This is a genomic window from Burkholderia sp. Bmkn7, from assembly GCF_041103175.1.
GTDB classification, from domain to species: Bacteria; Pseudomonadota; Gammaproteobacteria; order Burkholderiales; family Burkholderiaceae; genus Burkholderia; species Burkholderia cepacia.
The window spans coordinates 2,056,914-2,077,804 of record NZ_JBGCUH010000003.1; the positions used below are offsets into that span (position 1 = coordinate 2,056,914).

The 20,891-nt window shown below is 69.5% G+C and carries 19 protein-coding genes and 2 riboswitches; of the genes, 13 read left to right on the top strand and 6 right to left on the bottom strand.

Annotated features, from left to right (window positions below; all coding sequences use genetic code 11):
• Positions 1-225: 225 nt before the first annotated feature.
• The gene (gene bamE / locus AB3K92_RS31040) at positions 226-765 is read left to right on the top strand and encodes an outer membrane protein assembly factor BamE (protein ID WP_048020589.1); all 540 of its coding nucleotides are present in this window, start codon (positions 226-228) and stop codon (positions 763-765) included.
• 27 nt (positions 766-792) lie between these two features.
• Here bamE and AB3K92_RS31045 read toward each other — a convergent pair whose 3' ends face one another.
• From AB3K92_RS31045 to cobA, 4 genes are read right to left on the bottom strand one after another with little or no spacing between them, the layout of a single operon-like run.
• On the bottom strand, positions 793-2,097 hold the full coding sequence (locus tag AB3K92_RS31045) for a cobyrinate a,c-diamide synthase (protein WP_369466512.1): 1,305 nt from the start codon (positions 2,095-2,097) through the stop codon (positions 793-795).
• 2 nt (positions 2,098-2,099) lie between these two features.
• Entirely contained in the window at positions 2,100-2,702 is a 603-nt protein-coding gene (cobO, locus tag AB3K92_RS31050) for a cob(I)yrinic acid a,c-diamide adenosyltransferase (protein ID WP_089425397.1), read from the bottom strand.
• 37 nt (positions 2,703-2,739) lie between these two features.
• Positions 2,740-3,117 (bottom strand): cobalamin biosynthesis protein, encoded by a 378-nt coding sequence (locus AB3K92_RS31055; protein ID WP_048020586.1) that lies wholly within the window; start codon positions 3,115-3,117, stop codon positions 2,740-2,742.
• A complete protein-coding gene (gene cobA, locus AB3K92_RS31060; protein ID WP_369466513.1) occupies positions 3,114-3,923 on the bottom strand; it encodes a uroporphyrinogen-III C-methyltransferase in 810 nt (269 codons plus the stop codon). The genes AB3K92_RS31055 and cobA overlap by 4 nt, the downstream gene beginning before the upstream one ends.
• 109 nt (positions 3,924-4,032) lie before the next feature.
• Positions 4,033-4,270, bottom strand: a riboswitch (cobalamin riboswitch).
• An 857-nt stretch (positions 4,271-5,127) separates the two neighbouring features.
• A riboswitch (cobalamin riboswitch) is annotated at positions 5,128-5,393 on the top strand.
• A 187-nt stretch (positions 5,394-5,580) separates the two neighbouring features.
• Between cobA and AB3K92_RS31065 the strand changes: the two genes are divergently transcribed.
• The 8 genes from AB3K92_RS31065 (at position 5,581) to AB3K92_RS31100 (ending at position 14,931) form a co-directional block, all read left to right on the top strand.
• Complete coding sequence (locus tag AB3K92_RS31065) at positions 5,581-6,639, top strand: HoxN/HupN/NixA family nickel/cobalt transporter (RefSeq protein WP_042975467.1); 1,059 nt, start codon at positions 5,581-5,583, stop codon at positions 6,637-6,639.
• Positions 6,640-6,665: 26 nt separating this feature from the next.
• On the top strand, positions 6,666-7,754 hold the full coding sequence (gene cobW, locus AB3K92_RS31070; RefSeq protein WP_059484574.1) for a cobalamin biosynthesis protein CobW: 1,089 nt from the start codon (positions 6,666-6,668) through the stop codon (positions 7,752-7,754).
• A gap of 6 nt (positions 7,755-7,760) precedes the next feature.
• Positions 7,761-11,573, top strand: coding sequence for a cobaltochelatase subunit CobN (cobN, locus tag AB3K92_RS31075; RefSeq protein ID WP_369466514.1), 3,813 nt, complete (start codon positions 7,761-7,763; stop codon positions 11,571-11,573).
• A complete protein-coding gene (locus tag AB3K92_RS31080) occupies positions 11,570-12,646 on the top strand; it encodes an ATP-binding protein (protein ID WP_369466515.1) in 1,077 nt (358 codons plus the stop codon). The genes cobN and AB3K92_RS31080 overlap by 4 nt, the downstream gene beginning before the upstream one ends.
• A gap of 68 nt (positions 12,647-12,714) precedes the next feature.
• Positions 12,715-13,323 (top strand): VWA domain-containing protein, encoded by a 609-nt coding sequence (locus AB3K92_RS31085; RefSeq protein WP_048020575.1) that lies wholly within the window; start codon positions 12,715-12,717, stop codon positions 13,321-13,323.
• Positions 13,324-13,383: 60 nt separating this feature from the next.
• Positions 13,384-13,836, top strand: a complete 453-nt coding sequence (locus AB3K92_RS31090; protein WP_369466516.1) for a YaiI/YqxD family protein — start codon at positions 13,384-13,386, stop codon at positions 13,834-13,836.
• Between the two features lie 182 nt (positions 13,837-14,018).
• On the top strand, positions 14,019-14,591 hold the full coding sequence (locus AB3K92_RS31095; RefSeq protein WP_122982944.1) for a DUF1993 family protein: 573 nt from the start codon (positions 14,019-14,021) through the stop codon (positions 14,589-14,591).
• Positions 14,592-14,604: 13 nt separating this feature from the next.
• A complete protein-coding gene (locus AB3K92_RS31100; RefSeq protein WP_059551994.1) occupies positions 14,605-14,931 on the top strand; it encodes a low molecular weight protein tyrosine phosphatase family protein in 327 nt (108 codons plus the stop codon).
• A gap of 21 nt (positions 14,932-14,952) precedes the next feature.
• On the opposite strand, the gene AB3K92_RS31105 is transcribed toward AB3K92_RS31100, so the two are convergent.
• Entirely contained in the window at positions 14,953-15,375 is a 423-nt protein-coding gene (locus tag AB3K92_RS31105; protein WP_369466517.1) for an NUDIX hydrolase, read from the bottom strand.
• A 150-nt stretch (positions 15,376-15,525) separates the two neighbouring features.
• Complete coding sequence (locus AB3K92_RS31110; RefSeq protein WP_021160078.1) at positions 15,526-15,765, bottom strand: hypothetical protein; 240 nt, start codon at positions 15,763-15,765, stop codon at positions 15,526-15,528.
• Positions 15,766-16,042: 277 nt separating this feature from the next.
• Between AB3K92_RS31110 and AB3K92_RS31115 the strand changes: the two genes are divergently transcribed.
• The 4 genes from AB3K92_RS31115 to AB3K92_RS31130 all read left to right on the top strand — a co-directional run bounded on the left by AB3K92_RS31115 (position 16,043) and on the right by AB3K92_RS31130 (position 20,767).
• Positions 16,043-17,239 (top strand): CaiB/BaiF CoA transferase family protein, encoded by a 1,197-nt coding sequence (locus tag AB3K92_RS31115; protein ID WP_369466518.1) that lies wholly within the window; start codon positions 16,043-16,045, stop codon positions 17,237-17,239.
• A 113-nt stretch (positions 17,240-17,352) separates the two neighbouring features.
• Entirely contained in the window at positions 17,353-18,654 is a 1,302-nt protein-coding gene (locus AB3K92_RS31120) for a CitMHS family transporter (RefSeq protein ID WP_059496004.1), read from the top strand.
• 142 nt (positions 18,655-18,796) lie between these two features.
• On the top strand, positions 18,797-19,963 hold the full coding sequence (locus tag AB3K92_RS31125; RefSeq protein WP_369466519.1) for an acyl-CoA dehydrogenase family protein: 1,167 nt from the start codon (positions 18,797-18,799) through the stop codon (positions 19,961-19,963).
• A 60-nt stretch (positions 19,964-20,023) separates the two neighbouring features.
• Positions 20,024-20,767 (top strand): IclR family transcriptional regulator, encoded by a 744-nt coding sequence (locus tag AB3K92_RS31130; RefSeq protein ID WP_021160072.1) that lies wholly within the window; start codon positions 20,024-20,026, stop codon positions 20,765-20,767.
• The last annotated feature ends 124 nt before the right edge of the window (positions 20,768-20,891 follow it).

Here is a 20,891-nt window from a genome sequence, read left to right on the forward strand (position 1 = left end):
GTGCGAGCTGCCGCGCCTGCAAGGCCGGGGCCGACAACAGGCTCATTTGCATTGGAAACGCGCCAAAGGCGCTACGCACGAGCCAGCGCAGCCCCCGTCCAGGCTCATGTTCCACTGGAAAGCGCGCCGTGACCGCATTTGACGCTCCTTGACATCGACGGAACAGGTCGCGTGCTACGCTGCGCGCGACGCCGGACCGGCACGATGAATACAGGTGTGGATGAAATGCGAAAACAGCTTCTGACCGTGCTGACCGCCGGTGCGGTCGCCATTCTGGCAGCCGGGTGCGACGACCAGAAAGTGGCTGACGCGGTGAATGCGATCAAGCCCGACCCGATGGCGTTCGGCAATCTGCAGCCGGGCGTGTCGACGACCGAGGACGTGCTCCGCCAGGCGGGCAAGCCGGAAATGGTCAGGCAGGGCGACGACGGCTCGCAGCGGTTCGAATATCCGCGCGGCCCGTACGGCACGAGCACCTACATGCTCGATTTCGGGCCCGACGGCCGGCTCGTGTCGATCACGCAGGCGCTGACGGCGGCGAACATCGCGAAGGTGGTGCCCGGGATGTCGAAGGACGACGTGCGCCAACTGCTCGGCAAGCCGACCGAGATCGCGCAATACGCGCTGAGCCACGAAGAGGTGTGGAGCTGGCACTGGGCCGAGGGCGGCGTATCGGGCGACGCGATGTTCAACGCGCATTTCTCGCCCGACGGCACCGTGATCCGCACTTCGCGCTCGGAAGCGCCGGGCCGCGAAAAACCCTGACATCGCGGCGCCTCGCCGTTTTTTCGGTCAGACCGCCGTGCCGCGGAACAGCGCCACGACCGCCTCCGGATTCGACGGCCAGTACAGGTGCATGTACGTCGCGACGATCGCGCCGTGGCGATAGACGGCTTCGCCGCTGCCCGGCTTGCCGTCGGGGCGCGCCGCGTTCGCGACCGGTTCCAGCGGTGTCGCGAGCGTCGAATAATGAAACGTATGGCCGCGCATCGGCCCGGTACGCGTATCGAGCTGCTGCATGCCGAGCGCCGCGAACCGGCGCTGCATCGTCGCCCGCCCCGGCAACAGCCCGAGCATCGACGTCGTGACACCGTCGACGTCGGTCAGCGATTCACACAGATACACCATCCCCCCGCATTCCGCGACGATCGGCCGGCGAGCCGCCGCATGCGCGCGAATGGTCCGTGCGGTGGCGTCATTCGCCGCAAGCGTCGCCGCATGCAGTTCCGGATAGCCGCCCGGCAGGAACAGCGCGTCGCAATCGTCCGGCACGGGTTCGTCGGCGAGCGGCGAGAAGAAGCACAGCCGCGCGCCGAGCGCCTCAAGCAGCGCGAGATTCGCCGGATAGATGAACGAGAACGCCGCGTCGCGCGCAATCGCGATCCGCTTGCCGGCGAGCGCACGCGGCAGCGGCGCCGCGGCGTCCGGTTCGGCGAACGCGACGGCGGGCGGCAATTCGGCGAGCGCCGTCTGCGCGAGCACGTCGGCCGCGCGATCGAGCCGCGCGTCGAGATCGTCGATGTCGGCCGGCTGGTGCAGGCCGAGATGCCGCTCCGGCAGCGCGATGCCCGCGTCAGCCGGCACGTGCCCGAGCCAGCGCAGGTCGTCGGGCAGCGCCTGTTGCAGCAGTTCCGCGTGCCGGGCCGAGCCGACGCGGTTCGCGAGCACGCCGTGAAACGGCAGCCCCGGCCGGAACCGGGCGAGTCCGAACGCGATCGCCGCGAACGTCTGCGCCATCGCCTTCGCGGAAATCACCGCGACGACCGGCACGCCGAACGCAGCCGCGAGATCGGCACTGCTCGGCGTGCCGTCGAACAGCCCCATCACGCCTTCGATCAGGATCAGGTCGGCATCGCGTGCGGCATCGGCAAGCAATGCGCGGCAGCCGGCCTCGCCGACCATCCCGAGATCGAGCGCATGCACGGGGGCGCCGCTCGCGCGTTCGAGCAGCATCGGATCGAGAAAGTCGGGCCCGGTCTTGAACACGCGCACACGGCGGCCGAGCCGGCGGTGCAGCCGCGCGAGGCCGGCCGTCACCGACGTCTTGCCCTGGCCCGACGCGGGCGCACTGACGAACAGCGCGGGGCAGGCGGGCATGCTCAGAACTCCACGCCGCGCTGCGCCTTCACGCCTTGCTCCTTGTACGGATGCTTGACGAGCCGCATCTCGGTGACGAGGTCGGCCGCGTCGATCAGCGCATCGGGCGCATGCCGCCCGGTGACGACGACGTGCACCGACTCCGGTCGAGCCGTGAGCGTCGCGAGCACTTCGTCGAGCGGCAGGTATTCGTACTTCAGCACCGTGTTCAACTCGTCGAGGATCACCATCCGGTAGTCGCCGCTTTCGATCATCCGGCGCGCCTCGTCCCAGCCCTTGCGCGCGGTCGCGATGTCGGCGTCGCGGTTCTGCGTGTTCCACGTGTAGCCGTCGCCCATCGTCACGAAATCGCACTCGGCAACCGCGCCGAGGAAGTCGCGCTCGGACGTGTGCAGCGCGCCCTTGATGAACTGCACGACACCGAGCCGCATGCCGTGGCCGAGCACGCGCACGGCCATGCCGAACGCAGCCGTGCTCTTGCCCTTGCCGTTGCCGGTGTTGACGATCAGCAGGCCCTTTTCGTTGACGGCGGCGGCCTGCTTCTTCTCGTGGCCCGCGCGGCGGCGTTCGGTCATCCGTTGATGGGATTCGGCGTCGGTTTTCATCGGATTCGTCCTGTCGAAAGAAAGCGAAACAAAGGGTTCAGAGCGGGCCGGCGAGTGCGACCGTCACGCCGTCCCGGATGGATTTGGGGCCCAGCAGCCGGCCGTGCGGCGCCGCGAGCTGCGCGCACGGCTCGGCCACGCCCGCGACGCCGAAGCGGGCGAGCGCGGCATCCGACGGGCCGCTCACGGCCAGTTCGGGGCGGCTCGCGAGCTGTGCCGCGTCGAACGCGACGAGCGGCCAGCCGCGTCTCGCGCACAGCGTGCGCAGCGCGCGTGCTCGCGCCTTGTCGGCGAGCGTGGCGACGAGCGCCGGTTCGGCAGCCGGGTACCGCATCAGCGCGACGCGGATCGCGGCATCGAGTTGCGCGGCCGTCACGTCCGCGCGGAAACCGACACCGATCGCGACGCGCATCATGTGCGGCTGCCGAGTGCGGCGCGCACCGCGGGATCGTGGGCGAACGCCGCGACGCGGCCGATCACGACGATGGCCGGCGAGCCGATGCCGGTCGCGCCGACCTGTTCGACGAGCGTGTCGAGCGTCGCGAGCACGTGCCGCTGTTCGGGGCGCGTCGCATTCTCGATCGCCGCGCACGGCGTGTCGCCGGGCAGGCCGCCTTCGCGCAGCGCGGCTGCAATCGTGTCGAGCCGGCGGATGCCCATGTAGACGACGATCGTCATGCGCGTGGCCGCGAGCGCGCGCCAGTCGGGCTCGTCGGCGCCCGCGCCGTGGCCCGTGACGAAGATCACGCCCTGCGCGTCGCCGCGCTGCGTGACCGGGATGCCGAGCGCGGCCGGCGCGGCGATGCCCGCCGTGACGCCGCTCACGACCTCGACTCGAAATCCCGCGGCACCGAGCGCGGCCAGTTCCTCGCCGCCGCGGCCGAACACGAACGGGTCGCCGCCCTTGAGCCGCGCGACGCTGCGGCCCGCGCGCAGGTGCGCGAGCATCGCCGCGACGATCGCCTCCTGCGGCGTCGAGGCATGGCCGCCGCGCTTGCCGACGTGCTCGATGTGCGCGTCGGCGCGCGCATGGCGCAGCACGTCGGGGTTCACGAGATCGTCGACGAGCAGCACGTCGGCCGAGCCGATCGCGTGGACGGCCTTGAGCGTCAGCAGGTCGGCGTCGCCGGGGCCGGCGCCGATGAGCCAGGCGCGGGTCATCGGGCGCGGCACGGCGCGCACCGTGTCGAAACAGTGGAAAGGGGAAGGCGGGCGGCACATCGGCGGCCGGCAGACAGGCAACGCATAACGGATCGGGCGAAGCCCGCGCGAACGCGGGCGGAATGCGCACCCGGTCCGTCCCCCGCGGATCGGGCGTTCGGCGAGCATCGGGCTCGCCCCTTGCGTCGGCCGGTATCCGGGCTGGCCGCTTGCCAGGCCGCAGCCTTCCCGCCCGGTGGAAGGGCAGTGGCATCGTGGGCGGCATGGGCGCGTGCGCGGGGAAGCGCGTCGCGCGGGCGGCGTACCGTTGCGGGGACAGCACAGGCAGGGCGGCGATCCGCCTCCTGTTTCCCGTTTAACTGCATGCACGGAATGCGCATGCGAGCACCGAACGCGGCGCATACGATAGCACAGCGCACCGGCGCAAACGCATGCGGGGTGGGCGCTTACCCGTCGTCGGTCTTTGCGACGCTCGGCGAACATGTCGCCAAGCAAATGAAGGCCATGCCCCGATCCCGGTAAGCGCGGCGGCGCACAGTCCCGAGGTGTTTCAAGTAAGGCTTCGGCAACCGCCCGAGCCTCCGGACGAGCCGGAACTGCCGCCGATGCCGCCGCGATTCGGGCCACAGACCGCGGCACCGGCCAGTGCGCCGGCGGCCGATGCGGCTCGATGCCGATTGCGAAACAGGTGCGATATACGCGATCGGCTCTTAGTCGCAGCGGGCTGCTTCACAAGCACCGTTTCGATTCCCGTAGCGTTTGCAGAATGCAGTACGACCACATCAGTACTTTCGCGACCGTTGCAAGAGGGGAATCCATCCCCTTCAGGGCAAACGGAAACAAGAGCGCCATCGACAGCCATACGGCGATGGCCACATACAACCGGGCAATATTCATGGTCTGAACGAATGTGTCGCTGTGGTTTATCCCGATCATCGAAAACCGGCTGAAGCGGACAATCGAATATCGGCCGCGCAACGTCAATCATCCGAATCTCCAAGGAGCATGAACGTTTCCGCGCGCAACCCACGCTGCACCTGCTGCGGCGCGGGCCTTGCTATTGCGGACAACGTGTACAACCGTCAATTCTGAAAAACCGCTTCGGATGGCGAGTCGTACTACCTCGCGTTCGATCCCTCACGGGGTTGTCGGGTGCGCCAGGCAGTCAAACGATTTCCCCGGCATACCCGCGCCGGATCGCTGCCCGCCGGTTCATCCGGCCGGCCTGGCCACTCGCCGCCTTGACGCTCCCGCCCCCGGCGCCTACACTCGCACGCGTTTTGGTGCTCGCGTGCGCCGCTCCGGCGCGCGCAGTTAAACGGGAAACAGGGAGCCTGCCTGCGTCGCAGTCGAGCCAACCTGTGCTGCCCCCGCAACGGTAAGCGAACGCATCGTGCCCGCCGCGATGCAGCGCCGCTTCGCCGCATGCCGCGCGCATGCGGACGACCGCCACTGGATGCCTTGCGCATCCGGGAAGGCGAAGCGGCGTGTTCGTCAGCCCGGATACCGGCCTAAACGTTGGGGTTCAGCGCCGCGGGGAGGCGGCGCATCGTCCACGGCCGCAGCGTGCCCGACACCCGAGCGTTTCCCGATTCCCGACGTCCGGCCGCCTGCGCGAGCGCGCATGTTCCGGTGCGACGAAGGGCCGGATCGCGCGGGGCCGCGCAGCGACGGCCGTGTTGGCATTCTTCATGTCGACCGTTCGCAAGGGAGCGTCATGCTCGATTCGCTGTTTCGCCTGTTCAACGACAGTCCGTCCGGGTTGCGCGGCAAGATCGTCGCGATCTATGCGCTGCTGATCGCCTTCAACGCAGGCGCGTGGATCTGGGCATTCGCCGCCTTCCACGGCCAGCCCGTGCTGCTCGGCACCGCGCTGCTCGCGTACGTGTTCGGGCTGCGTCATGCGGTCGACGCCGACCACATCGCGGCGATCGACAACGTCACGCGCAAGCTGATGCAGGAGGGGCGCAGCCCGCTCGGCGCGGGCCTGTTCTTCTCGCTCGGCCATTCGACGGTCGTGATCGTGATGTCGGTCGTGGTGACGCTCACGGCCGCGTCGCTCGCGCGCTTCGAGAGCATGAAAGCGTGGGGCGGCGTGATCAGCACGAGCGTGTCGGCATTCTTCCTGCTGGTGCTCGCGATCGCGAACCTGCTGATCCTGATTTCCGTCTACCGGACGTTTCGCGCGGCGCGGCGCGGCGAGCCGATCGTCGACGCCGATCTCGACATGCTGCTGAACCAGCGCGGCGTGCTCGCGCGCCTGTTCCGTCCGCTGTTCCGGCTCGTGTCGCGCAGCTGGCACCTGTATCCGGTCGGGTTCCTGTTCGGCTTCGGCTTCGACACGGCGACCGAGATCGCGCTGTTCGGCATCTCGGCGGCGCAGGTGCAGGGCGGCCTGTCGTTCTGGTCGGTGATGGCGCTGCCCATGCTGTTCACCGCGGGCATGACGCTCGTCGACACGACCGACGGCATCCTGATGATGGGTGCGTATCGCTGGGCGTACGTGCGGCCGATCCGCAAGATCTACTACAACATGACGATCACCTTCGTGTCGGTGCTGGTCGCCGCGCTGATCGGCGGCATCGAGGTGCTGGCGCTGCTCGCGGACAAGCTGTCGCTGCAGGGCCCGGTATGGGACTTCGCGTCGATGGTGGCGTCGCACTTCGGCATGCTCGGTTATGTCGTGATCGGCCTGTTCCTCGCCTGCTGGCTCGTGTCGGCCCTGATCTACCGGCTGAAGCGCTACGACGAGATCGACGTGACGATCTCGGCGTGACTCTCCATTACCAACCTGGATATTCCATGACCCTACGCAAGCTTCCCGTCACGATCGTCACGGGCTTTCTCGGCAGCGGCAAGACGACGCTGATGCGCCACATCCTGCAACACGCCGAAGGCCGCCGCATCGCGGTGATCGTCAACGAATTCGGCGAACTCGGCATCGACGGCGAAATCCTCAAGGGTTGCGGCATCGGCTGCGAGGATGCCGACGGTGCGCAGGGCGAAGCATCGGGCCAGCTCTACGAACTCGCAAACGGCTGCCTGTGCTGCACCGTGCAGGAAGAGTTCTATCCGGTGATGGAAGCGCTCGTCGAGCGCCGCGCGGACATCGACCACGTGCTGATCGAGACGTCCGGGCTCGCGCTGCCGAAGCCGCTCGTGCAGGCGTTCAACTGGCCGACGATCCGCAACAGCTTCACGGTCGACGCGGTCGTGACCGTCGTCGACGGGCCGGCCGCCGCGAGCGGCCAGTTCGCGGAAAACCCGCAGGCCGTCGACGCGCAGCGCCGCGCCGACCCGAACCTCGACCACGAATCGCCGCTGCACGAGCTGTTCGCCGATCAACTGTCGTCCGCCGATCTCGTGATCGTGAACAAGGCCGATCTCGTCGGCGACGCGGAATTCGCGCAGATCGAAACCGCGATCCGCGACGAGATCCCGCCGCAGGTGAAGATCGTGCGCGCGACGCGCGGCGAGCTCGATCTTGCGATGCTGCTCGGCCTCGAATCGGCATCGGAAGAAACGATCCACCTGCGCCACGACCATCACGGCTCGGCCGACGACGGCGATCACGATCACCATCACGACGATTTCGACTCGGTGGTCGTGTCGGGCGACGCCGGTACGCGCGAGGCGACGATCGCCGCGCTGCAGCGCGTCGTCGAAGCGCACACGATCTACCGCGCGAAAGGCTTCGCCGCGCTGCCCGGTGCGCCGATGCGGCTCGTGATCCAGGGTGTCGGCCGCCGCTTCGACAGCTATTTCGACCGTCGCTGGCAGGACGGCGAAACGCGCGCGAGCCGCTTCGTGCTGATCGGCGAGGATCTCGACGCGGCCGCGCTGCAACGCGCGTTCGACGCCGCGTGCGCGGCCGAACCGCAACAGGCGTAACGCACGATGCATCTGCTGCGCACCACGCCGGGCGGTTTCGTCGACGATACGCAGGGTGTCGTCCGGATCGACCAGCAACCGGCCGACATCGTGATCCTGAGCTCGGCCGACACGACGCTGTCGCTGCTCGCCAGCGTCGTGCCGCACCTGCCGGCCGGCTTCCCGAGCGTGCGGCTCGCGAACGTCACGTTCCTGCGGCAGCCGGCGTCGGTCGATTTCTACGTCGACGACGTGTTGCAGCACGCGAAGGCGGTCGTGATCGACCATCTCGGCGGCGAGGCGTACTGGCCGTACGGGATCGAGCAGGCCGTGTCGCTCGCGTCGAAGCGCGCGCAGCAGCTCGCGATGTTCTCGGGCGACCTGCAGGAAGACCCGAACCTCGTCGCGAAGAGCACGGTCGCGCCCGGCCTGTGCCGGCTGTGGTGGCGCTACCTGCGCGAAGGCGGCGTGAACAATGCCGAGGCGCTGCTGCGCAGCATCGCATTCCATACGCTCGGGTTCGGCGACGAACCCGAACCGCCGCGCCCGTTGCCGGCCGCCGCGCTGTATCACCCGGCGCGCGACCGCGCGAGCGTCGACGACTGGCGGCCGCGCTGGACACCGGGCGCACCGGTCGTCGCGATCCTGTTCTATCGCGCGCACTGGCAGGCCGCGAACACGGCCGTGTTCGACGCGCTGGCCGATGCGCTCGTTCAGGAGGGGCTGAATCCGCTGCCGATCGCGGTCACGTCGCTGAAGGATGCGGTGAGCCGTGAAGTCATCACGCAGCTCTGCGACACGCACGACGTCGCACTCGTGCTGAACACGACCGCGTTCGCGGCCGGCGCGATCGACAGCCCGGAACACGACGTGCTCGCCGGCGACGCGCCGGTATTGCAGGTGATCCTGTCCGGCGGCAATCGCGACGCGTGGGTGGCCGACAACCAGGGCCTGCATGCGCGCGACATCGCGATGCACATCGCGCTGCCCGAGGTCGACGGCCGGATCGTCACGCGCGCGGTGAGCTTCAAGGGGCTCGCGTACCGCTGCCCGCATACCGAGGTCGACGTCGTGCGCTACCAGCCGGACGCCGAGCGGATCGCGTTCGTCGCGGCGCTCGCGCGCGGCTGGTGCCGGCTGCGCACGCTCGACAACGCGAGCAAGCGCGTCGCGCTGATTCTCGCGAACTATCCGCAAAGCGAAGGGCGGATCGGCAACGGTGTCGGGCTCGATACGCCGGCGTCCGCGCTGCGCGTGCTCGCGGCGCTGCGCGACGCGGGCTACGCGGTGGCCGACCTGCCGCCCGACGGCGACGCGCTGATCGCGCGGCTCACCGAAGGCGTGACCAACGACGCGGCCGTGCATGCGCTGCGCCCCGCCTTCCAGAGCTTCCCGCTGGCCGACTACGTCGCGCATTTCGCGCGGCTGCCGGCCGCCGTGCGCGATGCGCTGAACGAACGCTGGGGCCCGCCCGAAGCCGATCCGACGCTGCGGCAAGGGCGCTTCACGATCGCCGGCTGGCGCGCGGGCAACGTGTTCGTCGGCATCCAGCCGTCGCGCTCGCGCGGCGAGAACGACTACGCGAGCTACCACGACGCGGATCTCGTGCCGCCGCATGCGTATCTCGCGTTCTATTTCTGGCTGCGCGATGCGTATCGCATCGACGCGGTCATCCACCTCGGCAAGCACGGCAACCTCGAATGGCTGCCGGGCAAGAGCGTCGCGCTGTCCGACGCGTGCTGGCCCGACCTGACCCTCGGGCCGCTGCCGCATCTTTATCCGTTCATCGTCAACGATCCGGGCGAGGGCAGCCAGGCGAAGCGCCGCGCGCAGGCCGTGATCGTCGATCACCTGATGCCGCCGCTCACGCGCGCGGAAAACTACGGCCCGCTGCAGGATCTCGAGCGGCAGGTCGACGAATACTACGAAGCGTTGATGGTCGATGCGCGGCGCGCGAAGCTGCTGCGCAAGACGATCCTCGCGACGATCGCCGAACACCGGCTGCACGACGAGCTGAGCGTGTCGCCGCCGCGCGACGCGGGCGACGAGGATGCGCTGCTGACGCGCGTCGACGCTTGGCTGTGCGAACTGAAGGAAGCGCAGATTCGCGACGGGCTGCACGTGTTCGGCGTGTCGCCGGCCGGGCGCCAGCGGCGCGACACGCTGCTGGCGCTCGCGCGCTTTCCGGTCGGCGACGGCAAGGGCGCACGCGCAGGACTGATCGGCGCGCTCGCGCGCGATCTTGCGCTCGGCGATGATTTCGACCCGCTCGCAGCCGACTGGGCCGCGCCGTGGGTCGGCCCGCGACCGGCGATCCTGCACGCGCTCGACGCATCGCCGTGGCGCCATGCCGGCGATACGCGCGAGCGGCTCGAACGGCTCGCGCAGCAATGGCTGGACAGGCTGTGTGCAGCCGACGGCAGCCATACGGGCACGGAAGACGCGCCGCCCCCCGGCGACTGGCCGCACACGCTCGCCGTGATCGAGCGCGTCCGCGCGACGCTGCTGCCGGCGCTCGACGCGTGCGGCGGCGAGGAAATGCGTCAGCTGCTGCGCGGGCTCGACGGCCGCTTCGTGCCGCCGGGGCCGAGCGGCTCGCCGTCGCGCGGCCGCCCCGACGTGCTGCCGACCGGCCGCAATTTCTACTCGGTCGACACGCGCGCGGTGCCGACGCAGGCCGCGTGGACGCTCGGCCTGAAATCCGCGCAGCAGCTGATCGAGCGCCATCTGCAGGATCACGGCGACTATCCGCGCGCGATCGGGCTGTCGGTGTGGGGCACGGCGACGATGCGCACGGGCGGCGACGACATCGCGCAGGCGTTCGCGCTGCTTGGCGTGCGGCCGAAATGGGCGCACGGCAGCCACCGCGTGACCGATTTCGAGATCCTGCCGATCGAGATCTTCGACCGGCCGCGCATCGACGTGACGCTGCGCGTATCGGGTTTCTTCCGCGACGCGTTCCCGAACCTGATGCATCTGTTCGACGCAGCGGTGCAGGCGGTGGCCGCGCTCGACGAGCCGGAGGAACTGAACCCGATCCGCGCGCGCATCGAGCGCGAACGCGCGAAGTGGGTCACACAGGGCGTGGCGCCGGACGAAGCGCGCCGCCGCGCCGGCTGGCGCGTGTTCGGCGCGCGGCCGGGCAGCTACGGCGCGGGCCTGCAGGACCTGATCGACCAGCGCCGCTGGCAGACCGACGCCGATCTCGCGGAGGCGTACCGCCAGTGGGGCGGCCATGCGTATGCGCAGAACAGCGCGGGCGACGCCGCGGCCGACGTGTTCGGCGAGCGGCTCGCGACGATCGACGTGGTCGTGCAGAACCAGGACAGCCGCGAGCACGACATCCTCGATTCGAACGACTATTACCAGTTCCAGGGCGGGATGACCGCGGCGGTGCGGCACCTGTCCGGGCAGCAGCCGAGCATCTACCACGGCGACCACGCGAACCCGGTCGCGCCGAAGATGCGCACGCTGCGCGAGGAAATCGCGCGCGTGATCCGTTCGCGCGTCGTCAACCCGAAATGGCTCGACGGCGTGAAGCGCCATGGTTACAAGGGTGCGGCCGAGCTGGCGGCGACCGTCGACTACCTGTACGGCTATGACGCGACCGCGCGCGTGCTGTCCGACCACCAGTACGCGCTCGTCGCCGACGCGTACCTGTTCGACGACGCCACCCGCGCGTTCCTCGAACGGCACAACCCGAAGGCGCTGCACGGCATCTGCGAACGCTTCGTCGAGGCGATGCAGCGCGGCCTGTGGCAGCAACCGGGCGACTATCGCGAGCGGATCGAAGCGGTCTGGCTCGACAGCGAACAACTCCAGGAAGGGGGACGGCGATGACCGATCCGACGACGCACCGCGCGCGCGCGGTTTTTCCGTTTGCGGCGCTCGTCGCACAGGACGCGCTGCAGCAGGCGCTGCTGCTCGCCGCGATCGACCCGTCGCTCGGCGGCGTGCTCGTGAGCGGCCCGCGCGGCACCGCGAAATCGACCGCCGCGCGCGGCCTCGCCGAGCTGTTGCCCGAAGGGCAGTTCGTCACGCTGCCGCTGTCGGCGAGCGACGAGCAGGTGACGGGGACGCTCGACCTCGCGCATGCACTCGCCGACAACGGCGTGCGCTTCCGGCCGGGCCTGCTCGCGCGGGCGCATCTCGGCGTGCTGTATGTCGACGAGGTGAACCTGCTCGCCGACGGGCTCGTCGATACGCTGCTCGACGTCGCCGCGAGCGGCGTGAACATCGTCGAACGCGATGGCGTGTCGCACGCGCACGACGCGCGCTTCGTGCTCGTCGGCACGATGAATCCCGAGGAGGGCGAGCTGCGTCCGCAACTGCTCGACCGCTTCGGCCTGATGGTCGAACTGGAGAACTGCTTCGACGCCGCGCAGCGCGAGCGGATCGTGAAGGCGCGGCTTGCATTCGATCTCGATCCGGACGCGTTTCGCGCGCGCCATGCCTCCGCGCAGCGCGCACTCGGCGAACGGATTCACGCGGCGCGCGCACGGCTGGCGACGCTCGATTTCGGCGATGCGGTGCATGCGCACGTCAGCGCGCTGTGCATCGACGCGGCCGTCGACGGGCTGCGTGCCGACCTCGTGATGTTGCGCGCGGCGCGCGCGCTCGCCGCACTGGAGCACGCCGATGCGGTGACGGTGTCGCATGTGGCGCGCGTGGCCGAAGCCGTGCTGCGGCACCGGCGCCATGCCGGTGCGCCGCCGTCGTCCGGCGCGTCGCAGCCGGATCGGGCACGCGACGACCGTTCGCCGCCGGATGCACGCCAGCAGCCGGACGATCAACCGGCCACAAGCGGAAACGGCGCCGCCGTCGCGCAGGGCGACTGGGGCTACCTGCGGCCCGAGCCGGCGGGGCTGCGCGACGTGAAAAGCGTGGTGCCGCTGCCGCTAAAAAAACGCTGAGCCATCGAGCCGGCGCCGCCGCGAACGCCGTTCGCGGTCCTCGATGGCAGCCAGGCGCAGCCGCGCGCGTGCCAGGTACGGCGCGCACCGGCACGGCCGTCGCATGGCCGGCGACGTTCGCCGCGAAGCGCGGCGATCCGTTGCATCGCGGCCATCTGCGCTTCCGCAAGCGGGCTGGCGCCCCGGATGCGCTGCATTGCTTCGTGCTCGACTGTTCGGCGTCGATGCTGTCGCACGGGCGGCTCGCACTGGCGAAGGGGCTGATCGTCGCGTATTTCGACGAGGCCGCGCGCGATCGGGTCGAAACCGCGCTGATCTGTTTCGGCGGCGACGGCGCCGCGCGGCGCTTCGGCCCGGCCGTGCCGCGCTGGTGGAATGCGCGCTGGCTCGAACCGGTCGACGGTGGCGGCGGTACGCCGCTCGCGGACGGCATCGCGGCCGCCGCGCAGTTGCTCGCGCGTGCGGCGCGGCGCGATCCGGACAAGCAGCGCTGGCTGTGGGTGCTGTCCGACGGACGCACGCGCGAGATGCCGGCCAAACCCGCGGCGGCCGATCACGTCGTGTTCGTCGACTTCGACGATGCGGCCGTGCGGATCGGGCAGGGCGAGCGGCTGGCCGCCGCGTGGGGCGCGCAGTGGGTGACGGCCGACGCGCTGTGCGCGGGCCGCGCCGGCTGATCGCCGGCCGCGGTGCGCTATGATCGCCGCTTCTGCTTCTGCCTACTGGAAAAAACCGCCATGCAAGTACTGGTCGATGCCGACGCGTGTCCCGCCGTCATCAAGGACATGCTGTTTCGCGCCGCGCGTCGTGCCGAAACTTGCGTGACGCTGGTCGCGAACCAGTTCCTGAGCACGCCGCCGTCGCCGTTCATCAAGGCGGTGCAGGTGCCGGCCGGCTTCGACGTGGCCGATGCGCGGATCGTCGAGCTGGCGGAAGCCGGCGACCTCGTGATCACCGCGGACATCCCGCTGGCCGCCGCCGTCCTCGACAAGGGCGCGCATGCGCTCGACCCGCGCGGCAACTGGTTCACCCGCGAGAACATCGAGGAACGCCTGTCGACGCGCGCGATGATGGACCAGTTGCGCAGCGCCGGGATCGACACGGGCGGACCGGCGCCGTTCAGCGCGCGCGACGGCAAGGCGTTTGCATCGCAGCTCGACCGGTTCCTGGCCCGGCACGGCAAGCCTTGAGGCCGGGCAGCAACGGCCGCGCGCCGTGATCGTCTTGCGGTAGGGGAACACGCGCACGCTTGCGTCACGTTGCCGGATCGTTGAATCGGCATCGAATCGCGCTCGTCACCCGGGCCGGGATGCACGTTTGCAACGACGCTGCTATCGTGGCGCAAACGACAACCCGACCCAGGAGCGCACGCGTGACACCGACCCAACTTCTCGTTCCGACCTTCACCCACATGCTGCGCGCACAGACCGCGTGGCTCGACAAGGCCGCTGCGCACCGGCAGGCCGCGGGCGACGCGCCCGACACGGCGATGACGTTGAAGCTGGCGCCCGACATGTATCCGCTCGCGGCACAGGTGCGCTTCTCGTGCTTCCAGGCCATGGAGCCCATCCACCGGCTGCGTGGCGAACCGTTGCCGGCTGCACTGCTGGCCTTGCGCGAGGCGGGATGGAATGCGGATGCGCAGCCCGGCTCGCTCGCCGATGCGCAGGCGATCATCGCCGGCACGCTCGCATTTCTCGGCGAACTCGCGCCGGATGCGCTCGACGGTGGCGGCGCGCTGCCGATCGCGCTCGAGATGCCGAACGGGATCGCGTTCGACATGACGGGCGAACAGTACGCGCGCGACTGGGCACTGCCGCAGTTCAATTTCCACGCGATTACCGCTTACGGGATCCTGCGTCACCATGGCGTCGAACTCGGCAAGGCCGACTACGTGCCGCACATGCTTGCGTACGTCCGGCCGGGCACGATTCCGCAAGGTTGAGCCTCGCGGCGACATGACGCGGGCACTCTTCGTCTGCAGCCGCAACCGGCTGCGCAGCCCGACGGCCGAAGCGGTATTCGCCGCGTGGCCGGGTGTCGAAACCGATTCGGCGGGTCTCGCGCCCGATGCGGACACACACGTGTGCGCCGAGCAGCTCGACTGGGCCGATGTCGTGTTCGTGATGGAGCGCGCGCACAAGACCAGGCTGGCCGCGCAATTCGGTACGCATCTGCGGCACAAGAAGGTCGTCTGCCTCGACATTCCCGATCGCTACGCGTACATGCAGCCCGAACTCGTCACGCTGCTCGAACGCAAGGCCGGCCCGTTCCTGCGCACGTGACGCGGGCGGGCGGGATCGACGTCAGCGCAGCCGGCCGTTCGCGATTGACGAAAAACAGTCGAGCCGCAGCAACTCGATGATCTTGCGCGTCGGCACGCTCGCCCGGAGCGTGTCGAGCCGGTCGGCGGTGAACCACTTGCAGCGGGCGATCTCGTTGCTCGCGCGCGGCGTCAGGTGCGCCGGCACGTCGGCCACGAACACGTGATGGAGCTTCGTCAGCCCGCCGAACTGCACCGCGTAGTCGAGTGCGAGCCCCTCCAGCCGTGTTTCCTCGGCAAGCTCCCGCAGTGCGGCGTCGAGCGGCGTCTCGCCGCGCCGGATCGTGCCGCCCGGCAGCGACCAGCGCGACGCGGTGCGGGCGACCAGCAGCACGCTGCCGTGCTGGCGGCACACGATCGTGGCGCGTTCTTTGATGACGGCGAGGGTGTCCGGCCCGGTACTCATGTTCGGCAAAACAGGTGCTGAATCGTGGAGAAAGTGCGCATCGGCGGCGCGTTGCCCGGCGGCGGGCCGCGACGGCTTGCAGGCAGCCGCAGCGATTCTACCGGTCGTTCATGACAGTTCCATGCACGGCGTCGCGCAACGGACGCCGGGTCACGTGTGCTTATAGATCCCGCTGCGCGTCGGCTTCACGTGGCGCGGATGGCGGCGCTTGTGAACGGCACGCCGATGGTGAGGCGGCGGGCTCGCGTGCCGTGCGGTCGGCGCGGTGGCGTGCGGCGTTCCCCCGGGCATCTGCGTCTGTCCCTCGCCGAAATGGTACGTCTGGGTCTGCGCATGTCCGACTCCCAGCGTCGACGCCAGTACGAAGGCCGCCAGCAGCATCCGTTTCATGAATAGTCCGCCTGATTTTTTCGAGATTGAGGTTTCCCGCCAGCTTAGCGAAAGGCGGGGCGCCATCGCAACCGGCCCGTGTCGGGTGTCGTCTCCACCTGCGCACGGCGAAGTCTTCCGCACGGTCTCAGGGTGCCGCCGGGGTTGACAACATAATTCCTCAATGTGAATATAAATTCACGTACAAGAATTATTCGTCGAATCCGGACGGTCGCGCCGCAGGCGCCGGACCTGCCGGAACCGGCAGTCCGATCAACCGGAACCAGGAGCGGGACGCATGGCGGAACACGAGCAGCAGGGCGCGCTGGCGGGATTGCGCATCATCGATCTGTCGCGGGTGCTGGGCGGCCCGTACGCCACGCAGATCCTTGCCGACCACGGCGCGGAGGTGATCAAGGTCGAACCGCCGTCCGGCGACGAAACGCGCACGTGGGGGCCGCCGTTCGACGGCGATACCGCGTCGTACTTCCTCGGCGTGAACCGCAACAAGCTCGGCATCGCGCTCGACCTGACGCAACCGGCCGACCGCGAGCGGCTGCTCGGCCTGCTCGACGACGCGGACGCCATCGTCGAGAACTTCAAGATCGGCACGATGGAGCGCTGGGGGCTCGGTTTCGACGCGCTGCATGCGCGGTTTCCGCGCCTCGTCCATTGCCGTGTGTCGGGTTTCGGCGCGGACGGCCCGCTCGGCGGGTTGCCCGGCTACGACGCTGCCGTGCAGGCGCTCGCGGGGCTGATGAGCGTCAATGGCGAAGCGGGCGGCGCGCCGCTGCGGGTCGGCGTGCCGATCGTCGATCTCGTCACCGGGCTGAACGCGGCGCTCGGCGTGCTGATGGCGCTGCGCGAGCGCGACGCGAGCGGCCGCGGCCAGTTCGTCGAAGCGACGCTGTTCGACTGCGCGCTGTCGATCCTGCATCCGCACACGCCGAACTTCTTCCATTCGGGCAACGCGCCCGTGCGCACCGGCAACGCGCATCCGAACATCACGCCGTACGACAGCTTTCCGACGGCGAGCGTCGACATCTTTCTCGCGGTCGGCAACAACGGGCAGTTCGCGGCACTGTGCGACGTGCTCGGCACGCGCGACTGGCCCGGCGACCCGCGTTTCGCGGACAACCGCGCGCGCAGCGCGAACCGCGCCGTGCTGCGCACGCTGCTCGAAACGGCGCTGGCCGCGCACGACGGCGCGGCGCTCGCCGAGCAGCTGATGCGCCGCGGCGTGCCGTGCGCGCCGGTGCTCGGGCTCGATGCGGCGCTCGATCATCCGCATGTCGCGCATCGGGCGATGAAAGTCGAGCTGGGCCGGCATCGCGGCATCGCGTCGCCGATCAAGCTCGGCCGCACGCCGGCCACGTACCGGCGGCCGCCGCCCGCGCTGAACGAACACGCGGCGCAGGTATTCGCCGACGCCGGCACGACCGGCTGCACTACCGAACGCGATAGCGACCGCGATAACGCCCCGCGCCGGAACTGACCGGCATCGCGGCCGCCGGCGCGTACCGCGCGACCGGCGGCGCTGTGCCGCACGACCATTCGAACCCCACGCCGGGCCACGCACGGGCGCACCGGCTGAAGAGGAGACGCATCATGCTTGCATGGATCGGCGCGATCGCCATCGTCGCGCTGTTCGGCCTGATCATCACGAAGCGGCTGTCGCCGCTCGTCGCGCTGATCGTCGTGCCGGTGGCCGCGTCGCTCGCGGCCGGTTTCGGGCTCGCGACCGGCAAGTTCATCGTGCACGGCGTACAGAACATCGGCCCGATCGCCGGGATGTTCGTTTTTGCGATTCTTTTTTTCGGTATCCTCACCGACGCCGGGATGCTCGACCCGATCATCGCAGGCGTGCTGCGCGTGATCGGCTGCCATCCGCCGCGCATCGTGATGGGCTCGGCGCTGCTCGCGCTGCTGATTCACCTCGACGGCTCCGGCGCCGTCACGTTTCTCGTCACGCTGCCCGCGATGATGCCGCTCTATACGCGGCTCGGAATGGATCGGCGCATCCTCGCGTGCGTCGCGTCGATGGCGGCCGGCGTCAATTTCCTGCCGTGGGTCGGGCCGATGCTGCGGGCGTCGGCTGCGCTGCACATTCCCGGTTCCGCGATCTTCATGCCGATGATTCCGGTGCAGATCGTCGGGCTCGTGTTCGTATTCGGCACCGCGTACGTGCTCGGCGTGCGCGAGGCGAAACGCCTCGGGCTCGATCGTGCCGGCGCGGCACCGCTCGCGATCGCGCCGCGTGCGCTGACCGATGCCGAGCGCGCGTTACGCCGGCCGGAACGCTTCCGGATCAATCTCGCGCTAACGCTCGTGGTGCTCGTCACGCTCGTGTCGGGCATCGTCGACCCGATGGTGATGTTCATGCTCGGCACGGTCGCCGCGCTCGTGATCAACTACCCGGACGTGCAGGCCCAGCGCGAGCGCATCGACGCGCATGCGAAGGCCGCGCTGATGATGGCGAGCGTGCTGCTCGCGGCCGGCGCGTTCACCGGCATCATGTCCGGCACCGGGATGCTGAAGGCGATGGCGGACGTGGTGGTCGCGCACGTGCCGGTCGAGCATGCACGCCACATGCCGTTCGTGCTCGGGCTGCTGTCGATGCCGCTCAGCCTGCTGTTCGACCCCGATTCGTTCTACTTCGGCGTGCTGCCGGTGCTCGCGGAAAGCGCGAAGCTGCTCGGTGTGCCGCCGATCCAGATGGCGCAGGCCGCGCTGCTCGGCCAGATGACGACGGGGTTCCCCGTGAGCCCGCTCACGCCCGCGACGTTCCTGATCGTCGGCCTGACCGGCGTCGAGCTCGCCGAGCATCAGAAATTCACGATTCCGTTCCTGTTCGCCGCCACGGTGCTGATGGTGTTCGCCGCGGTGATCGTCGGCGTGTTTCCGTTGTGAGCGCCCCAGGCCTGCCGCGTCGTGCCGGCGCCCCGACGGGGTCATCCCGCAAGGGGACGTTCCGCCGGGCGCAACCCCTGGCGCCGCCTGGCATTTTCCTCAGAGCGGCGCGGCCGCTCGGCCTTTTCCCGGAGAGCCATCCATGCAGTTCGACCTGACCGACGACCAGCGCGCAATCGAAAGCGCGATCGAGAAAATCTGTGCGCGCTTCGGCGACGACTACTGGCTCGAACGCGATCGTGCGGGCGGGTTTCCCGCCGATTTCCACGCGGCGCTTGCCGAGGCCGGCTGGATCGGCATCGCGATGGACCCGGCGCACGGCGGAGCCGGGCTCGGGATGACCGAGGCCGCGCTGATGATGCGCACGATCAGCGCATCGGGTGCCGGCCTGTCGGGCGCATCGGCCGTCCACATGAACATCTTCGGGCTGAACCCGGTGCAGGTGTTCGGCAACGACGCACAGAAGGCGCGTTTCCTGCCGCCGCTGATCGCCGGGCGCGACAAGGCGTGCTTCGCGGTGACGGAACCCGATGCGGGCCTCGACACCACGCACTTGAGCACGCAGGCCCGCCGCGACGGCGATCACTACGTGCTGAGCGGGCGCAAGATCTGGATCTCGACCGCGCAGGTGGCGAACAAGATGCTGATCATCGCGCGCACGACACCGCTCGACCGGGTCGCGAAGCCGACCGACGGGCTGAGCCTGTTCTACACCGATCTCGACCGGTCGCGCGTCGAGGTGCGCGAGATCGAGAAGATGGGCCGCAAGGCGGTCGATTCGAACATGCTGTTCATCGACAACCTGCGCGTGCCGGAAGGCGACCTGATCGGCAACGAAGGCGACGGCTTCCGCTATCTGCTGCACGGGTTGAATCCGGAACGCATCCTGATCGCGGCGGAGGCGATCGGGCTCGGGCAGGCCGCGCTGCGCCGCGCGACGCAGTATGCGTGCGAGCGCGTCGTGTTCGGCCGGCCGATCGGGCAGAACCAGTCGATCCAGCATCCGCTCGCGCAGGCGTGGATGCAGCTCGAGGCCGCGTGGCTGATGGTGATGAAGGCCGCGACGCGCTACGACGCGGGGCAGCCGTGCGGCGCGGAAGCGAACGCCGCGAAATACCTCGGCGCGGAAGCCGCGTTCCAGGCGTGCCAGACGGCGGTCGCGACGCACGGCGGGATGGGCTACGCGAAGGAATACCATGTCGAGCGCTACCTGCGCGAGTGTATGATTCCGAGGCTCGCGCCCGTGAGTCCGCAACTGATCCTCTGCTACATCGCGGAGAAGGTGCTCGGGCTGCCGAAGTCGTACTGACCGTACCGACCCGGCGGCCGGCCCGGCGCGCGGTTTCCCGTTCCGATTCAAGCGCTCGTCATGGACGTCAAACTCGTTGCCCGCACGCTCGACCTGTTCGAGCTGTTCGCCGCCGAACGGCGGCCGCTGCCGCTCACCGAACTCGCGCGCCTGCTCAATGTACCGGCGTCGAGCTGCCTCGCGATGGCGCGCACGCTCGTGAGCCGCGGTTACCTGTACGAAGTGCGCAGGCGCGGCGGCTACTACCCGACGCGCCGCCTGCAGACGATCGCCGCGGCGATCGACGCGACCGACCCGGTCGTCGACATCGTCCATCCGCATCTCGTCGCGCTGCGCGACGCGAGCCGCGAGACGGCCGTGCTCGGCAAGATCCAGGGTGTGTCGGTCACCTACCTCGACGTCGTCGAATCGGAGCAGGCGATCCGTTATACGCGCGAGCCGGGCGAACTGCGCCCGCTGCATGCGAACTCGATCGGCAAGGCGATCTTCGCGGAACTGGCCGGCGACGCGCAGCAGGCGCTCGGCGCGCAGTTGCCGTTCGAGCGCTTCACCGACGCGACGGTGGCGGACCTGCCCGCGCTCGTCGCGCAAACCGCGCGGTTTCGCGAACTCGGCTGGGCCGAGAACTTCGGCGAGAGCGCGCCCGAGCTGTCGGCGATCGCGGTTGCGCTGACGCTCGACGGCGACTGGTACGGGCTGTCGGTGGTCGGGCCGTCCGAGCGGATCCGCCAGCATCGCGATACGCATGCGGCGCTGCTCGTCGACGCGAAGGCCCGGCTGCTCGCCGAACACGCGCGCGGCTGACGGCGGGCGGGGCGTACCGGAGGAGGGCCAGCAACCGAAGCGGGCCGTCCGCCGGCGATCGGGCCACGATCGCCGTGAACGGCCCCCGATGCCCGTGCAGGCCTAGCGACGGCCGATCCGCGGC

Bases quoted from the DNA above. Each gene is read 5' to 3' on its own strand.
- AB3K92_RS31125 (WP_369466519.1), top strand. From the start codon at position 18,797: ATGCAGTTCGACCTGACCGACGACCAGCGCGCAATCGAAAGCGCGATC.
- cobW (WP_059484574.1), top strand. From the start codon at position 6,666: ATGACCCTACGCAAGCTTCCCGTCACGATCGTCACGGGCTTTCTCGGC.
- bamE (WP_048020589.1), top strand. From the start codon at position 226: ATGCGAAAACAGCTTCTGACCGTGCTGACCGCCGGTGCGGTCGCCATT.
- cobN (WP_369466514.1), top strand. From the start codon at position 7,761: ATGCATCTGCTGCGCACCACGCCGGGCGGTTTCGTCGACGATACGCAG.
- AB3K92_RS31130 (WP_021160072.1), top strand. From the start codon at position 20,024: ATGGACGTCAAACTCGTTGCCCGCACGCTCGACCTGTTCGAGCTGTTC.
- AB3K92_RS31120 (WP_059496004.1), top strand. From the start codon at position 17,353: ATGCTTGCATGGATCGGCGCGATCGCCATCGTCGCGCTGTTCGGCCTG.
- AB3K92_RS31045 (WP_369466512.1), bottom strand. From the start codon at position 2,097: ATGCCCGCCTGCCCCGCGCTGTTCGTCAGTGCGCCCGCGTCGGGCCAG.
- AB3K92_RS31055 (WP_048020586.1), bottom strand. From the start codon at position 3,117: ATGATGCGCGTCGCGATCGGTGTCGGTTTCCGCGCGGACGTGACGGCC.
- AB3K92_RS31110 (WP_021160078.1), bottom strand. From the start codon at position 15,765: ATGAAACGGATGCTGCTGGCGGCCTTCGTACTGGCGTCGACGCTGGGA.
- AB3K92_RS31090 (WP_369466516.1), top strand. From the start codon at position 13,384: ATGCAAGTACTGGTCGATGCCGACGCGTGTCCCGCCGTCATCAAGGAC.
- AB3K92_RS31115 (WP_369466518.1), top strand. From the start codon at position 16,043: ATGGCGGAACACGAGCAGCAGGGCGCGCTGGCGGGATTGCGCATCATC.
- AB3K92_RS31105 (WP_369466517.1), bottom strand. From the start codon at position 15,375: ATGAGTACCGGGCCGGACACCCTCGCCGTCATCAAAGAACGCGCCACG.
- AB3K92_RS31100 (WP_059551994.1), top strand. From the start codon at position 14,605: ATGACGCGGGCACTCTTCGTCTGCAGCCGCAACCGGCTGCGCAGCCCG.
- AB3K92_RS31080 (WP_369466515.1), top strand. From the start codon at position 11,570: ATGACCGATCCGACGACGCACCGCGCGCGCGCGGTTTTTCCGTTTGCG.
- AB3K92_RS31065 (WP_042975467.1), top strand. From the start codon at position 5,581: ATGCTCGATTCGCTGTTTCGCCTGTTCAACGACAGTCCGTCCGGGTTG.
- cobA (WP_369466513.1), bottom strand. From the start codon at position 3,923: ATGTGCCGCCCGCCTTCCCCTTTCCACTGTTTCGACACGGTGCGCGCC.
- cobO (WP_089425397.1), bottom strand. From the start codon at position 2,702: ATGAAAACCGACGCCGAATCCCATCAACGGATGACCGAACGCCGCCGC.